The organism is Anaeromicrobium sp. (assembly GCF_025210435.1).
In the GTDB taxonomy this organism is placed as follows: Bacteria; Bacillota; Clostridia; order Peptostreptococcales; family Thermotaleaceae; genus Anaeromicrobium.
In genome coordinates this window covers 1-25324 of sequence record NZ_JAOART010000074.1, presented here as the reverse complement: position 1 = coordinate 25324, position 25324 = coordinate 1, and the positions used below count along the sequence as shown (strand labels likewise).

19 protein-coding genes are annotated in these 25324 nt (G+C 31.3%); 7 read left to right on the top strand and 12 right to left on the bottom strand.

Translation table 11 applies throughout. From position 1 onward, the window contains the following. Window positions 1-161: 161 nt before the first annotated feature. From N4A57_RS09120 to N4A57_RS09110, 3 genes are all read right to left on the bottom strand, one after another. Window positions 162-1634, bottom strand: a complete 1473-nt coding sequence (locus tag N4A57_RS09120; RefSeq protein WP_293657688.1) for a BCCT family transporter — start codon at window positions 1632-1634, stop codon at window positions 162-164. A gap of 84 nt (window positions 1635-1718) precedes the next feature. Further along, entirely contained in the window at window positions 1719-3068 is a 1350-nt protein-coding gene (gene grdH / locus N4A57_RS09115; protein WP_293657687.1) for a betaine reductase selenoprotein B, read from the bottom strand. Between the two features lie 13 nt (window positions 3069-3081). Further along, entirely contained in the window at window positions 3082-4416 is a 1335-nt protein-coding gene (locus tag N4A57_RS09110) for a glycine/sarcosine/betaine reductase component B subunit (RefSeq protein WP_334303722.1), read from the bottom strand. A gap of 303 nt (window positions 4417-4719) precedes the next feature. On the opposite strand from N4A57_RS09110, the gene N4A57_RS09105 reads away from it, so the two are divergent. From N4A57_RS09105 to N4A57_RS09090, 4 genes are all read left to right on the top strand, one after another. Then, entirely contained in the window at window positions 4720-5385 is a 666-nt protein-coding gene (locus N4A57_RS09105; RefSeq protein WP_293657685.1) for a TetR/AcrR family transcriptional regulator, read from the top strand. A gap of 170 nt (window positions 5386-5555) precedes the next feature. Further along, complete coding sequence (locus tag N4A57_RS09100) at window positions 5556-6251, top strand: response regulator transcription factor (protein ID WP_330671491.1); 696 nt, start codon at window positions 5556-5558, stop codon at window positions 6249-6251. Continuing rightward, a complete protein-coding gene (locus N4A57_RS09095) occupies window positions 6244-7608 on the top strand; it encodes a sensor histidine kinase (protein ID WP_293657684.1) in 1365 nt (454 codons plus the stop codon). Before N4A57_RS09100 ends, N4A57_RS09095 begins: the two co-directional genes overlap by 8 nt. A 138-nt stretch (window positions 7609-7746) precedes the next feature. Further along, on the top strand, window positions 7747-8826 hold the full coding sequence (locus tag N4A57_RS09090) for an HD-GYP domain-containing protein (protein ID WP_293657683.1): 1080 nt from the start codon (window positions 7747-7749) through the stop codon (window positions 8824-8826). A 184-nt stretch (window positions 8827-9010) separates the two neighbouring features. Here N4A57_RS09090 and N4A57_RS09085 read toward each other — a convergent pair whose 3' ends face one another. Both N4A57_RS09085 and N4A57_RS09080 read right to left on the bottom strand, forming a co-directional pair. Then, window positions 9011-11338, bottom strand: coding sequence for a heavy metal translocating P-type ATPase (locus tag N4A57_RS09085; RefSeq protein WP_293657682.1), 2328 nt, complete (start codon window positions 11336-11338; stop codon window positions 9011-9013). Between the two features lie 149 nt (window positions 11339-11487). Further along, a complete protein-coding gene (locus N4A57_RS09080; RefSeq protein ID WP_293657681.1) occupies window positions 11488-11928 on the bottom strand; it encodes a hypothetical protein in 441 nt (146 codons plus the stop codon). A 455-nt stretch (window positions 11929-12383) separates the two neighbouring features. Here N4A57_RS09080 and N4A57_RS09075 point away from each other — a divergent pair, with 455 nt between their 5' ends. Then, window positions 12384-13076 (top strand): response regulator transcription factor, encoded by a 693-nt coding sequence (locus N4A57_RS09075; protein WP_293657680.1) that lies wholly within the window; start codon window positions 12384-12386, stop codon window positions 13074-13076. Continuing rightward, the gene (locus N4A57_RS09070) at window positions 13066-14556 is read left to right on the top strand and encodes a HAMP domain-containing sensor histidine kinase (protein WP_293657679.1); all 1491 of its coding nucleotides are present in this window, start codon (window positions 13066-13068) and stop codon (window positions 14554-14556) included. Before N4A57_RS09075 ends, N4A57_RS09070 begins: the two co-directional genes overlap by 11 nt. A gap of 171 nt (window positions 14557-14727) precedes the next feature. Here the strand turns inward: N4A57_RS09070 and N4A57_RS09065 are convergent, their stop codons facing one another. The 7 genes from N4A57_RS09065 to N4A57_RS09035 all read right to left on the bottom strand — a co-directional run bounded on the left by N4A57_RS09065 (window position 14728) and on the right by N4A57_RS09035 (window position 24261). Continuing rightward, window positions 14728-15072 (bottom strand): winged helix-turn-helix transcriptional regulator, encoded by a 345-nt coding sequence (locus N4A57_RS09065; RefSeq protein WP_293657678.1) that lies wholly within the window; start codon window positions 15070-15072, stop codon window positions 14728-14730. Window positions 15073-15661: 589 nt separating this feature from the next. Further along, window positions 15662-16858: a Fic family protein gene (locus tag N4A57_RS09060; RefSeq protein WP_293657677.1), complete on the bottom strand. Its 1197-nt coding sequence runs from the start codon at window positions 16856-16858 to the stop codon at window positions 15662-15664. A 386-nt stretch (window positions 16859-17244) separates the two neighbouring features. Beyond that, window positions 17245-18102: a class II fructose-1,6-bisphosphate aldolase gene (locus tag N4A57_RS09055; protein ID WP_293657676.1), complete on the bottom strand. Its 858-nt coding sequence runs from the start codon at window positions 18100-18102 to the stop codon at window positions 17245-17247. A gap of 13 nt (window positions 18103-18115) precedes the next feature. Beyond that, on the bottom strand, window positions 18116-19456 hold the full coding sequence (locus N4A57_RS09050; protein WP_330671490.1) for a glucose-6-phosphate isomerase: 1341 nt from the start codon (window positions 19454-19456) through the stop codon (window positions 18116-18118). A 215-nt stretch (window positions 19457-19671) separates the two neighbouring features. Further along, window positions 19672-20823, bottom strand: a complete 1152-nt coding sequence (locus tag N4A57_RS09045; protein ID WP_293657675.1) for an AI-2E family transporter — start codon at window positions 20821-20823, stop codon at window positions 19672-19674. Between the two features lie 630 nt (window positions 20824-21453). Next, window positions 21454-23892, bottom strand: a complete 2439-nt coding sequence (locus tag N4A57_RS09040; protein WP_293657674.1) for a CoA-disulfide reductase — start codon at window positions 23890-23892, stop codon at window positions 21454-21456. A gap of 84 nt (window positions 23893-23976) precedes the next feature. After that, on the bottom strand, window positions 23977-24261 hold the full coding sequence (locus N4A57_RS09035) for an ArsR/SmtB family transcription factor (protein WP_293657673.1): 285 nt from the start codon (window positions 24259-24261) through the stop codon (window positions 23977-23979). Window positions 24262-24468: 207 nt separating this feature from the next. Between N4A57_RS09035 and N4A57_RS09030 the strand changes: the two genes are divergently transcribed. Beyond that, the gene (locus N4A57_RS09030) at window positions 24469-25116 is read left to right on the top strand and encodes a phosphoribosyltransferase (RefSeq protein WP_293657672.1); all 648 of its coding nucleotides are present in this window, start codon (window positions 24469-24471) and stop codon (window positions 25114-25116) included. Window positions 25117-25324: the final 208 nt, after the last annotated feature.

The following is a 25324-nucleotide window of genomic DNA, read 5'->3' as shown; positions in this document are numbered from 1 at the left end:
AATAATCCTATTCTATGATAAAATAAAAGTATAGTTCTTGGGGCTAAACTAATATTGCTATATACCACTCTTTATTAATATATAAAAACGGGCTAGGGGAATCTTATAAAAGATTCCCCACATTTTTTTAACTCTATATTTATTTAGTAAAACCTATAATTTTATTTATCTTCCTTTATTATAACAGTTTCTTCCTTTAATGCCTTTACTAAACTCACCATGGCAAATATCATTATGAATATGAACGGAAATGCTGCTGCTATAGATGCAGTTTGTAACATTCCAAGTCCACCTGCTAATAATAGTGCTAATGCCATTACAGATTGTAATATACCCCAAACAATTTTCTTTCCATTAGATGGGTCTAAATCTCCATCAGATGAGAACATTCCCAATACGAAAGTTGCTGAGTTTGCAGATGTTATAAAGAATGTACATAATAAAGTAACTGCTATTACAGATATTATTCTTCCTAATGGATAATGACCTATAACTACGAAAAATGCTGTAGAAGTGGATTTTATAGCTTCTGTAGCCACGTCTAATCCTAAGTGCATTCCCATAGTTCCAAATATTGAGAACCATAAGAAAGATCCTAATGCAGGTACTAACATAACTCCAAGGACAAATTCCTTAATGGTTCTACCCTTAGATATTCTTGCAATAAATGTTCCTACAAATGGTGCCCAAGCAATCCACCAAGCCCAGTAGAATATGGTCCAAGAACCAAACCAACTATCACTACTAACATATAAACTATCTCTTAGGAAATCTCCAAGATATAGACCTAGTCCATTAACAAATGTATTTATAATCTCTATTGTAGGTCCTATGAATAGGGCTACTACTACTAGACCTGCTGCAATAACAAGGTTTGCATTACAAATCCATTTTATACCCTTTTCAACACCTGAAACTGCTGTATAAACTACTATAACAGTTATTATACCTATTATGGCAGTTTGAACAGTTTGGTTTTCAGCTAATCCAAATACATAGTTAAGTCCACTGTTTATTTGTAGTGTTCCAAGTCCTAATGATGTGGCTATTCCTGCTGCTGTTGCAAATACTGCCATTACATCAACTGCTTGACCTATAGGACCCTTTGCACCCTTTTCTCCTATTAATGGAATAAATACGGAACTAATAAGACCTGGTTTATCTTTTCTAAATTGCATATATGCAAGGGCCATTGCTAATACTGAATAGTTAGCCCATGGATGAAGGCCCCAATGAAAGAATGATTTTTTTATGGCAAAATCTGCTGCTGCTTGAGTTCCTCCCGTTAAGTTCAAGGGATTTACATAATGATTAAGAGGCTCTGCCACTCCCCAGAATACTAATCCAATTCCCATACCTGCACTAAACAGCATGGCAAACCAAGTGGCATATGCAAACTCTGGCTCATCATCATCTTTTCCAAGCTTTATATTTCCATATTTACTAAATCCAATCCATATACAAAATAAAACAAATGAAAACATTGATATTAAATATAACCAACCAAACTTTCCAACTAATACATTGAAAGCTCCTGTGGCTGCAATTTCAAAGGTTCCTGGAGATAGTAATCCCCAAAGGGTTATTCCAATAACTATAACTAGAGACCATATATATACTTTATTATTCTTCATAATTGCCTCCTATACAAATTTAATATTAGGAGACTACGGGTAAATCACCTATAGTCTCCTATGTGTTATGTCTTTTAAACCGACTTATATTTTTACTTTAAATACAGTTTGTTCTTCAATTTCTGTTTCTAGAGCATCAAGAGCTACACCCACTCTATGATGTCTAAGTTTCCATTGATCTTCCTTAGAAGTTGCAGGATCTCCTAATGGATAAGGTATAGAAATTGTTGGAACCATTCTATTAGCTCCTACAGTTTTAGCAACTGGAATTAAGTTCGCCATTTGAACAATTGGGAATCCAGCTTTTTCAATAGCTTTTGTCATCGTTGCACCGCAACGTGTACAAGTACCTCACGTAGATGTCATGATAACTGCATCCACACCGATTTCTCTCATATGCTCAGCTACTTCTTCTCCCATTCTCTTAGCTTCTGCTTCCGTAGTACCTGTTCCTACTGTAGTATAGAAATACTCTGCTACACTTCCAATTCTTCCTTCTTTTTCATATGTGCGTAATGAATCAAGAGGAACAATTACGTCAGGATCAGCATCTGCAGCTGCTGGGTCAAAACCTGCATGAATAGTCTTATAAGACTTATACTCAGTATCAACTGTGCACTCCTTGTCCTTAGACGGAAGAGTATCTAATCCAGTTATGTTGTATTTACCCCATCTTGTAGCTGAAGCAGATTGAATTCTATCTGGGTTTTCAACTGGAACTATACCACCAGTTGTAACTATTGCAACCTTACACTCAGATAAATTCTTAACTGCTGGTGCTATAGGAACTAAATCTTGCTCTGGAATCGGTAATTCTGTTTGGAAAGCTTCTCCATTGATTTTCTTAAGAAGCATGTCTATAACTCTCTCAGTAGCAGGCACTGGAGGATTTAACCATCTTTGGTGTCTCTTTCCTCTAACGAAATATCCTTCTTCTTGAGCAGTTAATAACTCTTCACCCTTTAACACTTTAAGGGCAAATTTTGCCATCTTTCCAACATCTTTTCTCATTGCAGCAGCACTTTTACCACCTTCGAAAATATGCATTTTCTTAGAGAACATTTTTACTCCTGGATTTTCATCATTCATAGAAGTAAACACAGGAACATTAAATTGATTTTCTACTGCTTCACAGATAAATCCGCAAGCACTTCCATATCTTCCTGCTCTAAATGCTGGTCCTGCAAAGAATACGTCAAACTCAACATCCTTTAAAAATCCTAGAATGATTTCAATTGCCTCTTCTCTTCTAGATCCCATGAAGTTATCTCCACAGATAACTGTGTGAGTTACCTCAACATCTTCACCTAATCCTAAATTTAAGGCTAATGCTGGTCCTACTAAACCTTCTCTTATTTCAGGTGCATGATCCGCTTTGTCCTCTCCACCTATACCGGCGAAAAATTGATTAATATAAATTACAGCTTTTTTCATCCTTAGTCACCTCCTAATATTCAGACATTGTCTTATCTGACCAACCTACTACTTGGTCACCACAGAACATTGCATTATTTTCCATAATAATTGAACCATCTTCCTTTACTGAAGATCCTAATATTTCATCATCAGCCCATCCACCAGATAAACCATCGCGAGCTAACGCTTCTAATTCACCTAATACTGTTTCCATTGGAGGAAGTTTTATTAACTCAGATACGTTACCGCAAGATACTATGGCATTGGCCTTAGTGTCTAGTGTTACTAGTGGTTGAGACATTCCATCTCTTCCAGTACATTCATTAGTTAATCCAATAGTCTTAACTCCAACATCTTCTAATGCAACTGTACACGCTATAAAGTCAGCATCTGGATTTCCATATCCTTCTTCTGCTACTACTGCCGCATCTATTCCTAATGATTTAGCCATTTGTGCAACCATTTGTGCTGCCCTTTGCTTTTGCTCTAAAGCAACATTTAAGTTTGACATTATAACTCCAACAAAGTTAATCGTTTTCCCATGTTCCTCATATAATCTTCTAATCATTGGGAAGTTTTGGAAGTCATATGTAGACCATTTTGATGAACAAGGCATGAATGAACCTGAAATCATAGCTCCATCTAAAACTTCATTTGGATTCATGAAAGTTGGTAACATTCTGTTGCAATCCCATCCATATAATAAATCGTTATATCCTAATTCTTCCATTTGAGATTGAGGTTGAAGAACTATAGCAACCTTAGGTAACTTATTAACTTCATCACTTCTCTTAGTAAGAGGAGCTAATTCATAAGTGTCCATATTTTCAGGCTCTAAATCCTTAACGCAATTTCCTATATATTCAGCTAATCTCATTCCTGCCCATCTAAGAGCACGATTTTTCTTTTGTTGTTCTCTTTGCTCAAAAGTTTCGTTAGTGTCACCTACAAGTACTATGTTTTTTAATTTAGAGTAATATGTGTACTTGGCTCCTTCTCCAGACATGTCTATAAGACCATCTTGGAATCCTCCCCAATGCTTTCCTACTACTAATACACTACAATCCTTTAAGCAATGAGTTCTACCTTCTCCAGACTGCATTAAGTCACCAGTAACTCCTGGCCATACTGGACCTCCTGCTACCCTGCATCTTGGCTCCATAGCCTCTTTAACAGGAACTAAACGTACTTTGTCTCCTGGCTTAACAATATGCAATTCAGCTTCTGTTATACATTCATCTTCAAATACTACCTTTAAAGCTTCTTCTTTGTTTACAGTAAGTAAACCATCTTTGTACGAAGTTTCATTTCCAAAAACAATATCTTTTACATGAAAATTCCCTAATTCTAACTTCAACTCAGGCACTCCCTTCTCTTTAAGTTGTAAAAATAATGTTAAATAAAAGATAATCATAGTTAGTTTTATAATCATGATTACTTTTTCTTTAATAATAACATAACTTTCAGAATTTTAGAAGTATATTTTTTTTTTTTATTGATAAAGTCTAAAATCTGTACCTAATGTTCATTCTAAAATTCAATAATTTATGATATAATTTGATGGTGTTCTAAATTATAGGATAACTATAAATGATTAAAATTATGTATTAATAAATATACTTTTTATACTTACTAATTAAGTAAGCCTTAATTATAGAAAGGATACATTATGGATAACAAAACTTTGAAAAAAAGACGTATGATGGGATACTTCATTGAAGCAACCCATAAAATTATAGAAAGTGAAGGTATTGAAAATGTAACTATTAGAAAGGTATCCAATTTAGCCGGTTATAATAGTGCTACATTATACAATTACTTCAAAAATCTTAATCATCTTATATTTTTTGCTTCTTTAAAATATTTGATGTACTATTCCTTTAGTCTCCCAAGTTACTTAAAAAATAAAGTTAATTCTGTAGATAAATTCTTAGGAGTATGGGAGTGTTTCTTATATTATTCTTATAATAATCCCAAAATATATGAAGCCATATTTTTCAATGAATTTAGTGTAGATCTAAACGCTACCATGAGAGAATATTATGCCCTTTATCCAGAAGAATTAAGTAGTGATTTTGAAGATTTAATTCCCATGGTTACTGATGGAAATATTTATTCTAGGAATAAATTCATATTATATCCCTGTGTGGAAGATGGATTCATCAATGAAGAAGACATGGACGAAATAAATGAAATGATACTTCTCATATATCAAGGCATGCTCTCTAAAGTTATAAGCCAAGACACAACATATACAGTTCATGAGGCCGTAAAGAAAACTTTAAACTATATAAAAAGGGCCATGACATCTTATTTGAACAAAAACTATAAATAAAAAGTGATAAAGCATCAACAAATTTTGTTGATGCTTATTTTTTACCCCATATAAATTTGTCTAATCATAACTTAGTTTATAAATTCTACAAAAAATTATTAATTTTAATATTTTTACTTAAACACTTGTCATAAATTGTTTATACTATACATAGAAGAAGGAGGTATTTTATGCCCATTAGAATTTTAATTGCTGAAGATGAGGAAAACATAAGGAATTTAGTTAAACTTCATTTATCAAGAGAAGGATATGAAGTCATAGAAGCATCCAATGGTCGTGAAGCATTGATTAAATTCAAAGAAAATAATATAGATTTATTAATATTAGATGTTATGATGCCAGAGATAGACGGATACACGGTTTTAGAAGAAGTAAGAAAAGGCAGTGAAATTCCAGTTATATTTTTAACGGCTCAAGGAGAAGAGCAAAACAAAGTTCTAGGACTAGGTTTAGGTGCAGATGATTATGTGGTGAAACCCTTTAGCGTTATAGAGCTCATGTCTAGAGTCCAAGCCCAATTAAGAAGATATCTAAGATATTCTTCTAAGGAAAATGCCAGAGTTATATATAATGGAGACTTGGTCTTAGATTTAGACTCCTATTCTATAAAAAAGGGAGGTACTATTTTAGATCTAAACCCTAAGGAACTGAAACTTTTAATGTTGTTCATGGAAAACCTAGGAAAAGTTTTCACAAAGAAACAACTCTATGAAGAAGTGTGGGGAGATATGTATTTTGGAGACGATAATACTATTATGGTTCATATAAGTCATATTCGAGATAAGATAGAAGACAACCCTAAAAAACCTAAATATTTACGAACTATTAGGGGTATCGGATATAGAATGGTCAAATCCAATGGATAAAAAAAAGTTCTTTACAATCCATTCCCTTGCCACTAAATTCTTCTTAAATTACATATTATTGTTTATTATTCTCATTGCCATATTATTTTCCACGGTGGTAGGAAGTATATACTTAATATTTAGACAATATAGTATCCCCCTTATAACATCAGAAGAAGTATATGCTAACGTTGAAAATTATGGAATAGAAAAGGGTTTTTCAAAATCTAATCTGCCTGATAATGCCTATATAGAACTTTTAGATAAAAATTTAGTAGTAAAAAACCAATATAACAGCATTCATAAAGTTGGGTATGAATATTCTTATGAAGATTTTAGAGAGCTAGAGATGGGTGGTAAAGCTAGTAAGGATGTCTTTTACCCTCCTGATAAAAATACCATATTATTAACTGTTAACCCTAACTATGATGATATTAACTCTAAATTTATTGTAAATACATTTAAAAAGTCATTTTTCTTCTTAATTTTAAGCTATTTACTTGTCTTTTTAATCTTTGCTAAGGTAACTTCCACAAGTATTATAAAGCCTATAAAAAAGCTAGTTAAAGGTGTGGATGAAATTAGTAAGGGAAATTATAGGGTGAATGTAGATTTCAAATCTAAGAATGAACTTCAACTTTTAAAAAACTCTATTAATAATATGGCCCATAAAATAAATGAGGAGATAAGTTTACGAGAAAAATCTGAAGCTAATAGAAAAAGGCTTATCCTAGATATTTCCCATGATTTAAAAACACCCCTTACAAATATTATTGGATATGCTGAAACCCTTTATGAACAAAAGGATTATAGCAAGAAGTATTTAGAGATTATAGTATCTAATAGTAAAAAGGCCAATAATTTAATTCAAGATTTATTTGAGTTATCCCATATGGAAAGTGGTAATTATTCCATTGATTTAGAAGAAAGGGATATTTGTGAATTTATAAGGCAAGTTTTAATAGATTTCATTCCTGAATTTGAAGAAAAGAATATAGAATATGATTTTCATATTCCTGATAATAGAATATTTCTCAAGTTTAATCCTAATAAATTAGAACGTGCCATAAACAATTTAATAAATAATTCTATTAAATATTCTCCTAAAAATAATACTATAACACTAAAATTATTAGATTTTAATAATTATATTTCCATAATTATAGAAGATATTGGTCCTGGAATAGATAAATCTATAGGACAAGATATATTTGAACCCTTTGTAAGAAAAGATAAATCTAGAAGTTCCCAAACGGGAGGCACAGGCCTTGGCCTTTCCATAACAAGGGCCATTATAGAACTTCATGGAGGTACCATAACATTAGATACCTCCTATGACGAGGGATCTAGATTTTCCATAGATTTACCAAAAAAGTAAATGACCTCCTGAAAATACCCTATTCATGCATTTTCAGGAGGTTTATTTTAAATTTTAAGGAATATTATCTTTCAATTAAGTGGGTTTATACGGTATTATATAATTAGCATAATTATTTTCATTAGAGAGGATGTTTATATGTCTAATAACATAAGAGTGATTAAACCCCACCTATTAATCCCCGGTATGACATTAGCTCTTGATTTAGAATATAATGATACGGTCTTACTAAAGAAAGATGTGATCCTTACTAGGAAATATATAGAAAAAATCCTGAGAATTGATGAGACCTTATCTGTTTTTATAAAAGGAGAGTTTAAAGAAGATAAAAATATTCAAAATTTTATAGATGAGTCAAGTGAAAACTTGAAAAACAAAGTACACGTATTAGAAACCATGTCTAGTAACGTGAAAAATATTTTTGATAATTTCCAATCTGATAGTAATGAGAGTATAAACCAATTAAAAAGTGTTCAAAATGAAATATCTAAGGAGTTTACTGATTTTAGAAATACCCTAGTTAACATTATAGGGAGGGATCCTAATAATGAATACCTATATTCCCACTCTATAAATGTGGGTATTTTAAGCTACATGCTAGGAAAATGGTTGAAATTAGAAGAGAATGAATTAAATAACCTTCTCTATGCCGCTGTACTTCATGATATTGGAAAAATCAAAATAGATAATGCTATTTTAAATAAAGTTAACAAACTCACTACAGAAGAATTTAAATACATACAAAAACATGCCCTAATAGGTTATGAAATATTAAAAAATATACCTAATTTAGACAGATCTGTTTACATGGGAGTTTTAATGCATCACGAAAGAATGGATGGCTCTGGTTATCCCCTTAAAATAATGGGAAATCAAATTCATAAATTTGGTAGAATTATAGCCATAACAGATGCCTTTAGTGCCATGAATACGGAACGCTCTTACAAGAGGAAATATTCTCCACTAAAAGCCTTAGGTATTATGCACAAAGAGTCTTTACACAAATATGATTACACTTATTGGAATATCTTTTTTAACAATATGGTAGGTTATTATACGGGAGAAAGGGTATTACTCAACACGAAAGAAGAAGGTAAAATTATAAAAATAAATAAAAAGGATATACCTAATCCCCTTATAATTCTAGATAATTCACAAGTCATTGATTTAAGTAAAGATGATAATAGATTTGTTATAGATATAATAGATGCTAAATAAGGATAGCCCTGGGCTATCCTTAAAGCATATTCAAAAAATAAATTAGTCATTTCACTGGTCATTTGAATCATTTTCTTCGTTATGGAATGGCTCACATATACTTAATATGCTCACTCACCATGCCTTGAAAATAATCCAAATCCCTCAGTGCTCTGACTAGTTTATTTTTTTCATATCCTTAACTCTATTCTTTTAATATTCTCATAGAGTTCATTACGGCTAATGTGGCCACACCCACATCGGCAAATATGGCTAACCACATAGTACCTAAATTCATAAATGTTAATATGAATACTAATAATTTTATACCTACAGACATACCTATATTCATATTTACTATTTTTTTAGTTTTCTTAGCTATTTCTATGGCTACTGCTAATTTAGATGGTTCATCATTCATTATTACCACATCAGCAGCTTCTATGGCAGCATCAGAGCCAACGCCACCCATAGCAATTCCCACGTTGGCCCTTGCAAGTACGGGAGCATCATTTATACCATCCCCTACAAATGCTAGGCCTTTAATATTTTCATCATATAATTCCTCCACCTTTTCTACCTTATTTTGAGGTAGAAGTTCTGAATATACCCTATCAATATTTAACTCTTTACCTACTAGATCAGCCACTTCTTTTTTATCACCCGTAAGCATTACTACTTCTTTTATATTATTCTCTTTAAGTTTTCTTATGGCATCTTTTGAATCTTTCTTAACTTCATCCTTTATTAGAATATGTCCTCCATATTTACCATCTATGGCAGTATACACTATGGTTCCAACTTCATCTACAGAATCACATTCTATTTTTAATTGATCCATAAGTCTCTTATTACCACTAGCCACTTTCACTCCATCAACTAGGGCCATAACACCTTTACCCGTAACATCTTTATATTCTTTAACTAGCTTTTTGTCTATTGTTCCTTCATATTCCTTAATTATTGATAAGGCAATTGGATGGTTTGAAAAACTTTCCACGTAGGATGTATATTTTAATAGTTCATCCTTTGAAATTCCATTGGCACCTACTATTTTATCCACTTTAAAATTTCCCTTAGTTAAAGTTCCTGTTTTATCAAATACTACCCTATCTATTTCAGTTAGTGCCTCTAGATAATTTCCACCTTTAACTAAAATACCATTTTTAGAAGAAGCTCCTAATCCTGCAAAATATCCCATTGGTACAGATATTACTAGGGCACAGGGACAAGATATTACTAGGAATATTGCTGCCTTGTAAATCCATAGATGGAAACTTTCACCTTCCATTAAAAGTGGGGGTAATAGGGCTGTTATAATAGCTGCTAACACTACTACTGGTGTATAGTATCTAGCAAATTTAGTTATTCTCTTTTCCGTTTTAGCCTTTTTACCACTGGCATTTTCAACTAGGTCTAGTATCTTAGATACGGCTGATTCTTTAAAGTTTTTACTAACTTTTATAGTAAGAACTCCATCTATATTTATGAAACCACTTACTATTGCATCTCCTTTAGTTACATCTCTCAAGGCTGATTCTCCCGTTAAAGCTGATGTATCTACAGAAGATGACCCTTCTATTATTTCACCATCTAATGGTACCTTTTCTCCTGGTTTTACTACTATTATATCTCCCCTATTAACATGATAGGGTGACACTCTTTTAAGGTCATGTTCTTCTTGTAAATTGGCATAGTCAGGTCTTATATCCATAAGATCTACTATGGATTTTCTAGAAGATTCTACTGCTTTTTCTTGGAAATGCTCTCCTATTTCATATAATAGTACAACCATTACAGCTTCTGGATATTCTCCTATGGCAAAGGCTGCCACTGTGGCTATGGTCATTAAGAAATTCTCATCAAACAATTGTCCTCCTAGTATATTTCTAAGGGATTTTAATATTATATCCTTTCCTATGGCAAAATAACTCATTGCGAATAGTAGTACACTAAAAGATTCATCCCTAAAATATAATGCTCCTAGAAATACTAGTATTCCCATACCCATTCTATATAGCCTTGATTTATTTGTAGGTTCTTCTTTTATTTCATTCTTACTTGTATGACTTTTTTCCGTTACTATGGTTCCCGGTTCCACTTGATTTACTATAGTTTTAACTTCATTTATTATGGAATCCATATGTTTTTTACTACCTTCTATAGTTAATGTAGAAGTGGCGAAGTTCATAATTACCCTATTTACATCACTTAGCTTCCCTGCTTTATCTTCTATTTTAGCTGCACAAGATCCACAGTGTAACCCCTTCACTAAAAACTCTTTTATCATATAATCCTTACCCATTGAAGTAGCAGTTTCTTTCATAGTATTATTTATTTCATTCTTCAAATGATCATTATGGTGGTGTCCACAACAGTCACCCTCCTCATGGTGGTGGCTTCCGTCCTCATCTTCTTGGCAATTAGTTTTACTATTACATGGTTCCCTATCTATATGTTCTTCATGATTTTTATGCTCACCATAATCACAACAACAGCAGCATCCATGATTATGTGTATGTTTTTCATTCATTTAAAAACCTCCCCATATGGTTATATTCTTTTTATTTCCCGTTACATATGAACATCTATTCATATATTAATTTAATAATACACCCTCTGTATCTTATAGTCAATAAAAAAGTATCTTTTTTAAGCTTAAAAAAGATACTTTTTTATAATTTATTTATATTTCTTTTTACCTATATTTGGAACAACAAATATAAGAATCAATACTAATAAGATAAATATACTTAATAAATTGGTCAAATACTCCTTATAAGAGTTTATAATTACCAATTCCTTATTATCTTTAGAATAAATTAAATCTACACACTCTTCCTCACTATATAAACTATTATACTGAAACTTTCCTTTAAATATTCTGGCCACACTATTTTCATCTATGAACTTTATAAGAGGAGCCCTTTTTATATAATTTCTATCATGGGTAAAATCATCTTCTTCCTCAAAACCTATAACTTTCCCCACTGTACTTACCGTATCCTGTCCTGTTACTATATAAGTAATTCCCATTAAATTTATATTGATGCTAATTAATGCTATAAAAACTATAACTCCTAAAACTATTATCCACACATGTCTATTGAGCACCTTTCCCATATAAGCCCTCCACCATATATATCCTAATTTGATTTTACCATTTCATATGAAATACAGCCCAAAATATATTCTACCATTTAATGGATAGAAATGGTTAAATAATTTTCCATCTTCTTTTATAATTTCTTATACTATGATAATATTTAGTTTATTATAGTATAAATTTTCTTCTTATATAGATTTCTGGTGTATAAACTTGCTTTATGCGGGCCTATTTCAGGAAACTATTGAAAATCTTTTCCCTTGTAGGCAAGTTACTGTATAAAACAAATTTAAAATCAAAAAATCTATAAAACCTAAATATTAAGAAAATCATAAGGCCTCAAATATTTAACTAAATGTTAAAATTAATGATAAAGATGATTAGTTAACAGTTCTTATGAAAAACTTTTATGTTAAAAACACGTGGATAGTACGAAACTATTTATAAGGTGAAACCTAAAGGAGTGTATATTATGGAAAATGAGCTTATACTAGTTGTTGATGATGAGAAGGAAATTAGGGACCTGCTTAGTATATATCTTAAGGGCGAAGGTTACGATACAATCTTAGGATCTGACGGTGAGGAAGCTTTACATATACTTAATAATCAAAAGATAGATCTTATAATATTAGATGTGATGATGCCTAATATGGATGGAATATCTGCATGTATAGAAATTAGAAAAAGTAAAAATATACCTATAATAATTTTATCTGCAAAGGGAGATGATACGGATAAAATATTAGGATTAACCATAGGAGCAGACGATTACATGACTAAACCCTTTAATCCTTTGGAGTTAATGGCCCGAGTAAAGTCACAACTAAGAAGATATAAGAAATTTAATTCTACATACTTGGAAAATGATTTAATAGAAATAGATGATCTAAAAATAAATACTAGTACTCACCAAGTTACCATAAAGGATGAAAAAGTAAAATTGACACCTAGAGAATTTAGCATCTTAAAATTATTAGCTGAAAATAAGGGAGTAGTCTTTAGTATAGAAAAAATATATGAATCCGTATGGGGAGAGACCTTTTTTGAATCTGATAATACAGTAATGGTTCATATAAGGAAAATTCGTGAGAAAATTGAAGAAAATCCTAGAAGTCCAAAGTATTTAAAGACTATCTGGGGAGTAGGGTATAAAGTTGAAGGATAGAAAAAAGCACCTATTATCCTCCTTAGTAGATAAATATAATTCTACTAGGAGAAATTTTAATTCCTACTTAAGACTACAGCTATTAGCCATAACAGGCATATGTCTAATAATCTCCGTAATTACAGTGGCATTTACAGTTAAAATACTTAAGTATAATGACTTTGGTAGAATCACTTATATTGATTATACAAATAGTATGAACTCTATAGATAGATTATCTACAAATCTTTCTTCTCAGTTGGTAAATGGTAATTTTTCCTTGGAAAACAAAGTTCATATAGAAGAAATAATCAATAAATACAACATGAACTACAACTTAAATATAATGATTACAGATTTAGATGGAAATATTTTAATATCTGTTGGAGATAACCCTTCTGTAAAAGTGGATATCCACAAATTAATAAGAGATATACTTCATTCAAGGATAGATACTTCATTGTATCAACGAAAGGTATTTTATACCTTCTACCCCATTAATTTTAAAGATGTTAAGACTTATTTAATAGTAAGTTCCATACCAACTCCCGAAGTAAAATATAAATATTCTGAAAACATATTAGGGGCAGGCCTATTATTAGGTACCATTACATTTATAGCTTTCTTCTTATTTTTGACTAAGAAGGCCGTATCCTATATAGAAGAAATATCTAGTGGCCTTATGGAAATAGCAAAGGGAGATTTAGATTATAAAGTTCCTGTAAGGGGAGGTAATGAACTATCCCTTCTAGCTCAGAATATAAACCATATGGAATCAGAACTAAAAATAAAAATAGCAAAGGAAAGGGAAGCAGAGATAACTAAAAACCAGTTAATAACCAATGTATCCCATGATTTACGTACTCCACTGACTTCTATTATTGGTTATTTGAATCTAGTGAAAGATGGAAAATATTCTACTGAAGAAGAACTAAAGGAATATTCGACTATAGCCTTTAACAGGGCTGAAAAACTAAAAGTATTAATAGATGATTTATTTGAATATACAAAATTAACCAACAAGGGTATAGACCTTAATGAATCCTCCATAAGATTAAACGGTATGCTAAAACAATTAGTAGATGAAATGATTGTTATGGCAGATGATAACAATGTGACCTTAAGTCTACATGTTCCAAATGAACCCGTCATAGTTAAACTAGATGGAGATAAAATGGTAAGGGTTTTTGAAAATCTCATATCTAATAGTATAAAATACAGTATGAAACCTAGTATTGTTCATATAAAACTATATAACCATATGGATCATGTTCTTTTATCTGTTACTAATAAGGCAGATACTATTGACCCTAGCGAACTAACTAAAATCTTTGATAGATTCTATAGATTAGAAAAATCTCGAAATAGTTCTAAGGGTGGTAGCGGATTAGGCCTTAGTATATGTAAAAGTATAGTGAAACTCCACGGTGGAAACATCTGGGCCGAATCTAAAAATCAATATGTAACTTTCAATATAAAGCTACCAAAAGGCAGAAGTTAAATCTCTGCCTCTTAGGCATATTCAAAAATAAATTAGTCATTTCACTGGTTATTTGAATTATTTTCTTCGTTATGGATTCGCTTACATATATTTAATATGCTCGCTCACCATGCCTTGAAAATAATCCAAATTCCTCATAGAACTGACTAGTTTAATTCTTTCATATGCCTTTTATTTACATAATGGATTTATTAGTTCATATTTGTCTCCCATATTTATTTCTCCCCATTCACACATGGCTTCTAGTATGGGGATCAGTGTCTTTCCCTTTTTTGTTAAACTATATTCCACCTTTGGAGGAACTTCTGGATATATTTCTCTATGAACTAAACCATCTTCTTCTAGTTCCCTCAATTGATTAGTTAAAGTTTTATGAGACACATTACAAATGAAAGATTTTAATTCACCAAATCGCTTTGTTCCCTCTCCTCCTAATATATATAAAATTGTGGCCTTATATTTTCCACCTATTATATCTAAAGTGACTTCCATCTCACAAACCACCTTTTTTTTCATGAAAAACCTCCTCCATAGTTACATTTTCGTTACTATATTTGTAAAAAGTCCATATTTCACAAATGACATTCAATTCTATTATAATGTAAACGTTTTAAAAAGGAAAATAATCAAGTTCAGGAATTATAAAAGCCAAAAGCCATGAATTTTTCAGAGGTGGGTCATCCATTATTATTGTTAGATAGAAGAGTAGCATTATTAGATGAATTGTTTGCATACGTGAAATCGTACTAAATAAAACTCAACAAGGCATTTAGAATAAAGGGAGCCTAAAGCTCATTTTGTTCTACAATTTTCTCATATCTATTTTTCCAATCAAATCAGCTTTAGGCATATTCAAAAAATAAATTAATTATTTCACTGGTTATTTGAATTATTTTCTTCATTATGGAGTCGCTTAAATATGTTTAATATGCTCCCTCACCATGCCTTGAAAATAATTGAAATTCCTCAGGAACCTGACTAGTTTATTTTTTTCATATGCCTTATACCTTAGATATATGATTGAATTTACAAAGCTTATATTAAGATTTTCATATGAAGATGTCCCTGATAAAAACCAGGAACAAATCTAATTTCCTCTATAATACTATGAATAATTAGTTATTTTATCTAAATTTATGTCATACATATATTTTCTTCCATCCTTTTCAATCAATAATACACCTTTATCTTTTAAATCTTTAAGTGCCTTCCTAACCTTAGAATTTCCTACCTTAGAAATTTCACATATCTCACTTACACTTAATCCACTATCTCCAAATAAAGTATTTTGAATCAATACAAATAAAATACTTTTTATTTTTTCATCCTCAGACATATTATTTATTATAGATCTAAAATACTTTAATTTATTATATCTTTCATTTAAAGATGTACACAAATCATTAATTGATTCTATGAGAATATCAAAGAATTTTATGACAAAATATGTTATATCTCCTCTGTTTTTTTCATCATTGACCACCTTAAAAATTTTATGATAGGATTTAATATTCTCTTTTACTGTATATGATAATCTGTAGGATACTAAATGTTGTAATTTACGAGATAACAGATAGCTACTTATAAATCTACTTGTTCTCCCATTTCCATCATAAAATGGATGAATATATCCGAACATATAATGAAAAACAGCTATTCTAATTAAAAAATTATATTCTTCATTCTTTAAAATATTTAAACATTGGGACATACTCTCTGTAATCTTGTCTTCAGGGTAAACACCACTGTGAATTATGTTTCCAGTAGGACTTTGCACATAAACTTTATTTTTTCTAAAAATATTACCATCAGGTTCATTGCTTGAATCTTCCTTTACCACTTCTTTAAGAACTAATTCATCATATAAATTCCTAATGTCTTTACATGTTTCAAGTTTTATATCTTCATATAACAACATTTCATACTTTTTCACTAATCCATATAATCTCTCTTGTTTTTTCTTATCTGTTTTATCATTTAGAATATCGTTTATTTCTTTTCTTGTACTATTAACACCTTCTATTTCATTAGTCATTTTTATTTCATCAATTAAACATTTTTTTGTATATTGGTCTATTGCTATTATTGGAACACTCTTTAGTTGTAATAATAGTTGTTTATCCATTTCTATAACTCTTTCAACCCTTTGCAATATTTCATGATTAATAACAACAAAAGAATTATAATTTCCTACTTTGAAGTTGAATTTATACGTTGACTCACTATTAAATCTATTTTTATAGAAGGTCTCATAATTCTCATTATCACTATAAAAAATACTTGAAAGTAGCTTATATTTCATATATATCAACTCCTTTTTTGTTATTTCGATATTTAATTTATTATAATCCATATTTCATAATAAGTATACAGTTTTTTTCATTCATTAGTTATTATTTCAATACAATTTTAACAATATAATATATATAAAATATAAATATATATTATATTGTTACCATATCAACAATTTTATACACTGAATACTTGTATCCATGAAAGATTTTCCGTCTTGAAATAGAAAATGCAATAATTGATATGTATTCCTTTTCTTAATATAATCTCCTTGGTATTAATTTGGTGTGGTAACTTAATTATACTAGAGGTGAACTTTTTTTAAGTTTGCCTTTTTTTATTTCTTGTACGAAAATAGGCTGTCTCACTTTTATTGTGAGACAGCCTATTTTCATATTATCTCCATGCTTTTCCAGCTGATCCGAACATTTCCATTTTAGTTTTTATTACTTCTCTCATAGCGTCCCTCGCAGGTCCTACAATCTTTCTTGGATCGTAAACATCTGGGTTTTCAGCTACGAATTTTTTAACTGCTCTGTGGAATGATTGTCTAATATCTGTATCAATGTTTATCTTATTGATTCCTAAAGATACGGCCTTTTTGATACTTTCTTCTGGAACTCCAGATGAACCGTGTAATACTAGGGGCATATTTAATCTTTCTTTGATAACTTTAATTCTATCAAAGTCTAATTTTGGCTCTCCCTTGTATGGTCCATGGGCTGTTCCTACAGCAATTGCAAGGTAGTCAACTTCAGTCTCAGCAACAAACTTAGCCGCCTCATCTGGGTCTGTATATGTAGCATCCCTTTCATCTACAGAAATATCATCTTCTACTCCACCTATTTTTCCAAGTTCTGCTTCTACAGAAACTCCAACAGCTTTAGCCATTTCTACGATTTGCTTAGTTCTTCTGATATTTTCATCTAATTCATAGTGAGAAGCATCAATCATAACAGAAGTAAATCCATTTCTTAGACACTTCATTATTTGAGTAAAGTCAGTTCCATGGTCTAAGTGAATAGCCACTGGTACTGTAGTGTTCTCAGCAAGAGTTTTAGACATTGCAGCAATTAATTCAACTCCTGCATACTTAAGTCCACCTTGACTTGCTTGAATAATTACTGGAGAGTTAGTTTCTTCTGCTGCTCCAATAATAGCCTGAACCTGTTCCATGTTATTTACGTTAAATGCTCCTACAGCATATCCATTTTCATGGGCATGTTGAAGTATAGATTTTCCTGATACTAACATTTTAACACCGCCTTTATATTCTCTTTAATAATTCTTCTCTTAAATTTTCAAAACCTGGCTTACCAAGTAATGCAAACATATTTTTCTTATAACTTTCTACTCCTGGTTGATCAAATGGATTTACGCCTAACATGTATCCACTAAGACCACAGGCCTTTTCAAAGAAGTAGATTAATTTACCAAAATAGTATTCACTCATTTTCGGTATATTAATTATAATATTTGGTACTCCACCATCTAAGTGGGCAAGTAATGTTCCTTGGAAGGCTTTCTTATTTACAAAGTCTATAGTCTTACCTGCTAAATAGTTTAATCCATCTAAGTTTTCATCGTTAGGTTCAATTTCCATCTCAAGTTCTGGAGTTTCTACATTTAACACAGTTTCAAATAAATGTCTTTTTCCATCTTGAATATATTGACCCATAGAATGTAAATCTGCTGAAAAATTCACTGATGCTGGGAATATACCCTTTTGGTCCTTTCCTTCACTTTCACCATATAATTGCTTCCACCATTCAGAAACATATTGAAGAGATGGCTCATAGTTAACTAGTAACTCTATGTCTTTACCAGCTCTGTGAAGGGCATTTCTAACAACTGCATATTGATAACAATAGTTTTCATCTAAATTATCATTATTATACTCTTGCCTTGCAGCCTTAGCACCTTCCATGATTTTTTCAATATCAATACCAGCAGCTGCAATAGGTAGCATTCCCACTGGTGTAAATATGGAAAATCTTCCTCCTATATTATCTGGAATCACGAAGGTTTCATAACCTTCCCCAGTAGATAATTGTTTAAGGGCTCCCCTAGTACTATCTGTTGTGGCATAAATTCTATTTTTAGCTTCTTCTTTTCCGTACTTTTCTTCCATGTACTTTTTAAGAACTCTAAATGCAATGGCTGGTTCTGTAGTAGTTCCAGATTTGGAGATCACATTAATACTAATATCCTTTCCTTTTATTACATCTAAAAGATGTCTTAAATAGGTAGAACTTATATTGTTTCCAGCAAAATAAATTTCTGGAGTTTTCCTTTGTTCTTTTGAAAGTTCATTATAAAAAGAGTGAGATAAGGCTTCAATAGCAGCCTTTGCTCCTAAATAAGAGCCTCCGATTCCAACTACTATTAATACATCAGAATCATTTTTAATCTTCTCAGCTGCCTTTTTAACTCTTTGAAACTCCTCTTTATCATAGTTAACTGGATAGTCAACCCATCCTAAGAAGTCATTTCCTGGACCAGTTTTTTCATGAAGCATTTTATGAGCTATCTTTACTGCCTCTTTTAAATACTCTATTTCATGTTCTTTAATACTTGATTTAGAATAATCTAAAGTTATATTTTTCATTATTCTCCTCCTTTCCCCCTTATTATTTTTCGAAAGTTTCCGCTATGTAACTTTCTATTTCTTGTTGTGTATCCATCCCTAATATTTTAACATTAAATTCCTTCATTTGGCTATGCCTAATGACCTAATTAAATTTCTTTGTGGTAATATAAACCTAGAAATCCAAACAAAAAATCTGCATTTCAAATTTTTATGCAGATTTTCATCATATATTTTTAAGATTTGCTAAAGATTTTTTTCTTCTTTTTTTTATCAGCTACAGGAGCTATGTCTTCCATACACAAGTTTTCCATGTTCTTTTTCTTTAATTTTTCATGTACTACTTCTTCAATTAAAGTCTTAATAAGAACTAATACGGGAACTCCTAGAAGCATTCCTAGTACTCCTGCAACAGCACCACCTACAGTTACTGCCACAATAATCCAAAATGCCCTTACACCCACCTTATCTCCTAGGATTATAGGACCTAATACTAGTCCATCAAATTGTTGTAAAGCAAATATTACAATCCCCACTATGGCTGCCTTATCTAATCCAGAAAAAATAGTAATTACTACGGCTGGAACAGCTCCTATTATTGGCCCAAAATAAGGAATCATATTAGTTATTCCCACCACAATTCCTATAACCATGGCAAAAGGAATCTTAAACATTAATAATATTACAAAACATAATAACCCAATAATTGCAGAATCTATGGCTTTTCCCACAAAGAAGTTTGAAAATATTTCATGGGATTTTTGGGTAATATAAACTAAATAATCAGCAGTTTTCCTATCTAAAAATGCATAATTAACCCTTTTAATTCTGCCTAACAAATCCTTTTTATCTAATAGCATGTATATGGCTATAACAAAGGATACTATTATACTAATAATACTTGAAGTAAATTTAATAGCTGTGCTTAAAAGACCTTCTAATAGCTTAGATGAAAATTCTCCTACTTTTAAAAGTATTTTTTCTACGGCCGTTTTAGCATAGGTCACAGCGTCAGCAAAATATGCTTCACTTCCCTTAGGTATATACTTCTCCACTGATTCAAACTGAAAATTGTCTATCTCTGGAATTAATTTTAGTATATTAGATATATTCTCTACTACAGTTGGAATTATAATGGTAGCAGCTATTAGTACCAAGGTAATAATTATTACTAAGGATATTGCAACTCCTGTACTTCTTCCCATTTTAGGTTCCAAAGCTTTCACTAAATTATCTAATAAATAGGCTATTGCAAAGGCCACTAATAGGGGATTAAATATTTTAATTACATAAGTTTTCACATTCGGATTATTAATAAACATGTGCACAAACATGCCCAAAAATACCACACCTATTATCTTTCTATAGGAAAATTTTGTATCTGTCAAATTACCACCCTCTCAATAAAAAACCTTCTCTATACATAAATATATACTAAAAAAAATGTCAAAACAATAGATTTTATGACTTTTAATTTTTTCTTAATACTTGTCCTATTTTCCTCTCATAAAATAGATTCATATAAACAAAAATGCTTCAATTTAAAATCTAAGCATTATACTTTAAAAATGAAATAGTTGAATGTGTTTATTATGGAATATTTAATAAAACATAAAAATCATGAAAAATACTAAAAATAACATTGAGAAGAAGTCATGAAGAAAGTAAGTTTTTATAATGGCTTTTCTAAAATACTAAAATAATATTTTCGTAATTCTAGTATAATAAATATCCCATTAATTTATACCTATTATCCTCATCCTATTATTATAAATTTCATTCCTCTTATTGTGCCGGTTCGGACTAAAATAAAACTCAATTTTTATTGGGTTTTATTTTCATTTATACAGTGACTTTTCTATGAAGGTAAATATATTTTCCTGAAATAGATTCACCTAGAGTAAGTTTTCATATGATAAATCTATAGCAATTATCTTACAATAACGACATTTTTCCCAGGAAATAAAAAAACTCTCTTACTTTAATTGACAATTAAAGAGGTGGCAAAGCCACCCCCACTATATGAATAAATTTAAATTTGAATCTTCTGCCTCTCCTAGATAGGTGGCTACTCCACCTAACTTTACTCCATCTATTAACTCTTCCTTTTTTATGCCCATTATATCCATAGACATGGAACAAGCTACTAATTCTACTCCTAAATCTATAGCATTTTTAATTAATGTTTCTAAACTATCCACATTCTTTTTCTTCATAACGTGCTCTATCATCTTAGTTCCCATTCCCCCCATATTCATATTAGATAGGGGTAATTTATTTGCTCCCTTTGGCATCATCATACCAAACATTTTCTCTAGTGTATCCTTCTCTACCTTTGGTCCATCTTCTCTTCTTAATACATTAAGACCCCAGAAAGTGAAGAACATGGTAACCTTCTTACCCATAGTAGCTGCTCCTGTACCTATTATAAAAGAAGCTAAGGCCTTATCAAGATCTCCACTAAATACTACTAAAGTAGCACCTTCTTTTTCACTTTTAATAACTTCGGTCACTATTCCTGCTTTCCTACCTTTTTTAATGAATGCCTTAAAGCTTTTATTTACAAACTCAGTCTTTAAAAGGGTATTTCCAGTTTTTTTGCACCAAGCCTTAATATCTTGTGAAAAGGCAGGGTCCGTAACAGATATTTCTAATATTTCTCCATCTTTTAATTGCTCCATGGCCTTATAGACCTGAGTTATAGGGCCTGGACATTGTAATCCACAAGCATCTATCTTAATATGAGCACCTATATTTTCAATCATTCCATCATCCCCCACATTCACATTACAAATCATATTTGTTTCTTCACCACAATTTATAGCTGAATAGGTTCTATATCCACCATCTAGATTTACAGCTTTAAATCCATTTAATTCAAGAACTCTAGCGGCTAAATATCCCCTAAGTCCAACTTGACAAGTTACATATATAGGTTTATCCTTTGGTAATTCATGTAAATGATCTCTTAACTCTCCTAATGGAATATTTATAGTTCCCTCTATATAACCCATCTCCCTTTCTAATTCTTCTCTCACATCTATGAACATAGCTCCATTTTTAATAATTTCATCTACTTCATACCATTGTATTTGCTTAAGGGTTCCTTCCATAATATTTGTAGCCACATATCCTAACATATTAACAGGATCCTTTGCTGAAGAGTAAGGTGGTGCATAGGCAAGCTCTAGATCTTGTAAATCTTCTACTTTAAGACCAGCTTTTATTGCCGTTGCTATAATATCTATTCTCTTTTCAACACCATCATAGCCTACACCTTGTGCTCCATATATGGTTCCATCTTCAGGATTAAAAGTTAATTTAAAAGCTATGGGCAATGCCCCTGGATAATATCCTGCATGGGATTTAGGATGTATATGGGCAACCTCATATTTGATTCCTAATTTCTCTAGAGTTTTTTCATTATTTCCTGTAGTTGATGCAGTCATATGGAATACTTTAGCTACACTGGTTCCTAAAGTTCCATTATATTTTCTATTTTTTCCATATATATTATCTGCCACTAACCTTCCTTGTCTATTGGCCGGCCAAGCCAATGGAATCATAGTAGGCTTTTTATTCACATAATCAATTACTTCTATGGCATCTCCTATGGCATAAATGTTCTTGTCATTAGTTCTTAAATATTCATCAACTTTAATACCACCTCCATCACCTAAATGAAGGCCTGCATCCTTTGCCAATTTATTTTCTGGTCTAACGCCAATGGCTAATATTATCATGTCCGCATCTATTTCTTTTCCACTTTGTAATACTACCTTTGTACCATTATTTTTAAATTCTGACACACCATCTTTTAAAATTAAATCTACACCATTTTCCTTTACATGACTGTGTAATATGGATGCCATTTCAAAATCAAGGGGAGCCATTATTTGATTCATCATTTCAACTAAACTTACCTTCACTCCTCTTTCATGAAGATTTTCAGCCATTTCAACTCCTATAAATCCACCACCAATTACTACGGCTGACTTAGGACTATTTTCATCAACATAAGCCCTTATTTTATCCGTATCCTTCATATTTCTAAGGGTAAATAAACTCTTAGCTTCATCTATCCCTTTAATAGGTGGCTTTATAGGACTAGCCCCTGGTGATAAAATCAGTTCATCGTATTTTTCTTCATACACTTCTCCGCTTTTTAGGTTCTTTATTTTTATTTTTTTATTCTGTCTATCTATACTTTCTACTTCACTAAAATTCCTTATGTCTAAATTAAACTTTTTAGACATACCTTCTATAGTCTGTACTAATAGGCTACTTCGTTCCTTTATTACATCTCCTATATAATAAGGTAGGCCACAATTTGCAAAGGAAATATATTCTCCCCTTTCAAATATGATTATTTCTGATTGTTCATCTAATCTCCTAAGTCTAGCCGCTGCTGTAGCTCCTCCTGCCACACCGCCAACTATCAATATTCTTTTTTTCATGATTAATCCCCCATTCATATCGTAATATCGTAATATATGGATATTATGTTTATTTTTTTAGGACAAACCACTTGTCCTTCTAATCTAAAACATCACTTCTATGATTTTTTTAACCTTTTTATTTGAAACCCTATAAAATACTTCGAGACCTTGCCTGTCACCCTCTATAACATTTGCCTTCTTTAAATTGGACAAATGCTGAGATATGGTAGATTGAGGCATACCCAAACAACTATGCATACTCGTCACATTACTAGGCCCCCTCTGTAGAAGACCTTTTACTATACATAATCGTACTGGATGGGCTATGGCCTTTAGTATTGCTGCATTTTCTTCGAACAACTTAGGGTTATCCTTATAGTATTCCATGCCTTCTCCTCCAATATTGTTATATTGTAATAATACGATATAGTTTTATTTTTGTCAATATCTATTATTCCCTATAAAATCAAAAAAGAAAATAATTCAAATAACCAGTGAAATGACTAATTTATTTTTTGAATATGCCTTAATATTATTTCTAAATTTTACATACACTAATATGGCATATTAAGTATTGTAAAAGGTGTGAGCTATATGTTTAAAGACAGATTTGAAGCTTCAAAGAGATTATCTAAATTATTAAGTAAATACAAAGGAGAGGATGTAATAGCACTTCCCATTCCTCGTGGTGGATTGCCCGTGGCTTACGATTCTATCATAGACAATAATTTTCATTGGGATTTAATCATTCCTAGAAAAATCAGATCCCCTATGAACAAGGAAATAGCCCTAGGTGCTGTGGCTCCTGATGGTACTTACTTTGTGAATGAGAATTATGTTTATGATAGCCATATATCTGAGGAATATATCCAAAGGGAAGTGGAAGTTCAAATAAAGGAAATTCATAGTAGAACAAAAAAATTTAAAGGAAATGCCAATTTCCCAAAGGTAAAAGATAAAATTGCCATATTAATAGATGATGGTATAGCAACAGGATTTACTACTTTAGCTGCAATTGAGTCTTTGAAAAAACAAGGTGCTAAAAAGATTGTAATAGCTACTCCTATAGCTCCTGAAAATACGGTACATTATTTAAGTACTTTAGTAGATGAAGTAATAAGTATTGTAACTCCCATAAATTTTGTGGCAGTTGGTTTTTATTATGATGATTTTAGTCAAATAGAAGATACTCAGGTATCCTCTTTAATAGAAAAACTTTCTTTATACAATAAAAACCACTAATAAGGCCTATGAAAATTTAAAGTGTAATAGGGAAAAACCATCTTTCATATAGTATAAATATACTATGGTGAACTACTCTCCACTTACCTAACGGTTGAAGTGGGAGCTTCTTGGTCAATAGCACCAACGTGCCAAGTTTACCCAAGCTAACAAGGTCGCACCGACCTCACATAAGTACCAAAATTATATAGCTAATTTCAGTAGATTT

What these genes read in the sequence shown, in the direction of transcription:
- N4A57_RS09035 (WP_293657673.1), bottom strand. Translation starts at nt 24,261, where the DNA reads ATGGAATACTATAAGGATAACCCTAAGTTGTTCGAAGAAAATGCAGCA.
- N4A57_RS09060 (WP_293657677.1), bottom strand. Translation starts at nt 16,858, where the DNA reads ATGAAATATAAGCTACTTTCAAGTATTTTTTATAGTGATAATGAGAAT.
- N4A57_RS09090 (WP_293657683.1), top strand. Translation starts at nt 7,747, where the DNA reads ATGTCTAATAACATAAGAGTGATTAAACCCCACCTATTAATCCCCGGT.
- N4A57_RS09030 (WP_293657672.1), top strand. Translation starts at nt 24,469, where the DNA reads ATGTTTAAAGACAGATTTGAAGCTTCAAAGAGATTATCTAAATTATTA.
- N4A57_RS09100 (WP_330671491.1), top strand. Translation starts at nt 5,556, where the DNA reads ATGCCCATTAGAATTTTAATTGCTGAAGATGAGGAAAACATAAGGAAT.
- N4A57_RS09120 (WP_293657688.1), bottom strand. Translation starts at nt 1,634, where the DNA reads ATGAAGAATAATAAAGTATATATATGGTCTCTAGTTATAGTTATTGGA.
- N4A57_RS09055 (WP_293657676.1), bottom strand. Translation starts at nt 18,102, where the DNA reads ATGTTAGTATCAGGAAAATCTATACTTCAACATGCCCATGAAAATGGA.
- N4A57_RS09095 (WP_293657684.1), top strand. Translation starts at nt 6,244, where the DNA reads ATGGATAAAAAAAAGTTCTTTACAATCCATTCCCTTGCCACTAAATTC.
- N4A57_RS09050 (WP_330671490.1), bottom strand. Translation starts at nt 19,456, where the DNA reads ATGAAAAATATAACTTTAGATTATTCTAAATCAAGTATTAAAGAACAT.
- N4A57_RS09080 (WP_293657681.1), bottom strand. Translation starts at nt 11,928, where the DNA reads ATGGGAAAGGTGCTCAATAGACATGTGTGGATAATAGTTTTAGGAGTT.
- N4A57_RS09105 (WP_293657685.1), top strand. Translation starts at nt 4,720, where the DNA reads ATGGATAACAAAACTTTGAAAAAAAGACGTATGATGGGATACTTCATT.
- N4A57_RS09075 (WP_293657680.1), top strand. Translation starts at nt 12,384, where the DNA reads ATGGAAAATGAGCTTATACTAGTTGTTGATGATGAGAAGGAAATTAGG.
- N4A57_RS09085 (WP_293657682.1), bottom strand. Translation starts at nt 11,338, where the DNA reads ATGAATGAAAAACATACACATAATCATGGATGCTGCTGTTGTTGTGAT.
- N4A57_RS09040 (WP_293657674.1), bottom strand. Translation starts at nt 23,892, where the DNA reads ATGAAAAAAAGAATATTGATAGTTGGCGGTGTGGCAGGAGGAGCTACA.
- N4A57_RS09065 (WP_293657678.1), bottom strand. Translation starts at nt 15,072, where the DNA reads ATGAAAAAAAAGGTGGTTTGTGAGATGGAAGTCACTTTAGATATAATA.